Raw genomic sequence first — 1475 nt, 5'->3', positions numbered from 1 at the left:
ACCGCGGCGCGCTTCTCCGCATTCGATTTCCCGAAGGTAGCGATCTCGGCGTCGAGCACCGCGTTCTGGCGCGTCAGCGACTCGATGTATTTATCCAGCCGGGCCTGGGCGGATTCCTCTTCCGACTTGCCGCCGCCGCCTCCGCCGCCACCGCCTCCAAACAGGGACGACGTATCCGTAGGCTTCCCCCGCCGGCCGGCGTTGACGTCGACTACAAGGGGCGCAGGGGTCTTGCGGCGGTTTGCCTCGCGGTCGAATTCATCTAGCTGTTCCAGCCGAGTTTGGAGCTCTTTCGGCAGCGGCGCGCCGCTCGCCTTGAACTCGTTCCGGGCATAATCGATGGTGCTGCGATTCGCGCCGGCTGCGCCGTTTGCCTCCAGATCGGCCTTCGCCTGCAGCCCTTTAGAGTATCGATCAAGCCCAGCGAAAAGACCCGACGCCTTCGCTATGATTTGATCAATGAAGCCGATGATCGCTCCCGCGTTCGCCTTGAAGATCGTTGCCCAACGATCAATCGCAGCAGCCCAGTCTCGCTCGAAATCCTTTGCCTTTTTGATGACGTCGGAATCGATAACTGCGCCCGCCTCGCGCGCCGCGCTGGCTTGGCGGTTGATCGCCTCGGCGCCTTGCTCAAGCAGAGGCACCCAATCACGCGTCAGCCCAACAGCCTCGGCGATCTTGATCTTGTCGAATTCTGTTGCCGCATTGCGGATGAGGTTTGCAGCCTGACCCAACGCCTCATTGACGCCGATGACCTCGCCTTTGCGATCCTTGAGCTTGATATTGTTGTCGGCGAAGAGCTTGGTTAGATCGTTCTCGGACTGGCGAGCTTCATTGAGCTTCTCCGCCAGCCCTTCCAGGCCGGAGCCGAAATCCTTTCCGGTTAGCCCGTTCTGTTTGCCCGCGAACTGCAGCTCCTGAAAACGCTGAAGATCGAGTCCGACGCGCTTGGCAGTATCGCCCAGGCGGACCAACTCAGCATTCGCGTCGGCTAGGCCGCGGATAACTTTGTCGAGCGTGAACGCGGCGGCAAGACCCTTCAAGGCGCCCGACAGCGCGGACGTCGAGATCGTAGGGTTGACCTTCTTGAACTTGGCCTCGATGTCATCCGCAGCCTGCTCAGCTACCTTCGCCGAGGCCTTGAGTTGGCGCTCCAGTTGCTGGATGTTCGCGCCAACGCTGACGACTAGGTCTTGACCAGCCATATTGGCTCCTGGCGGAGGGTAGAATGAAGAAGACGATCGCTATCGGAATGCTGGCGGCGCTTGGCGCGTTCGCGGGAGTCCTCGTCAACGGCTCGCGATTGCAAGCCGCCGACGAGATTCGATGCCGAGTTAATGCAGAGGCGCTCATGCGCGATCTTGCGGCGCTGAGCCTAGCTGTTTGATCCCGGCATTTGATGGTGCAATCTCGACACAGGAAGCGAGGGACGCGCTATGGGCCAGGTTCTTCACGGGAGCGCCACAACGACTGAG

Annotated in this window: 2 protein-coding genes; one reads left to right on the top strand and one right to left on the bottom strand. The window is 60.8% G+C overall.

The features are described from left to right. On the bottom strand, nt 1–1205 hold a 1205-nt coding region (locus ABZU72_RS28710; protein WP_355022173.1), incomplete at its 3' end, for a hypothetical protein. 23 nt (nt 1206–1228) lie between these two features. Here ABZU72_RS28710 and ABZU72_RS28705 point away from each other — a divergent pair. Further along, a complete protein-coding gene (locus ABZU72_RS28705) occupies nt 1229–1387 on the top strand; it encodes a hypothetical protein (RefSeq protein WP_355022172.1) in 159 nt (52 codons plus the stop codon). Nucleotides 1388–1475 lie beyond the last annotated feature (88 nt).

Source organism: Nocardioides sp. NPDC004968, from assembly GCF_040608935.1.
Taxonomy (GTDB): Bacteria; Actinomycetota; Actinomycetes; order Propionibacteriales; family Nocardioidaceae; genus Nocardioides.
The sequence above is the reverse complement of the archived record's forward strand: the minus strand, read 5'-3'. Positions and strand labels throughout refer to the sequence as shown.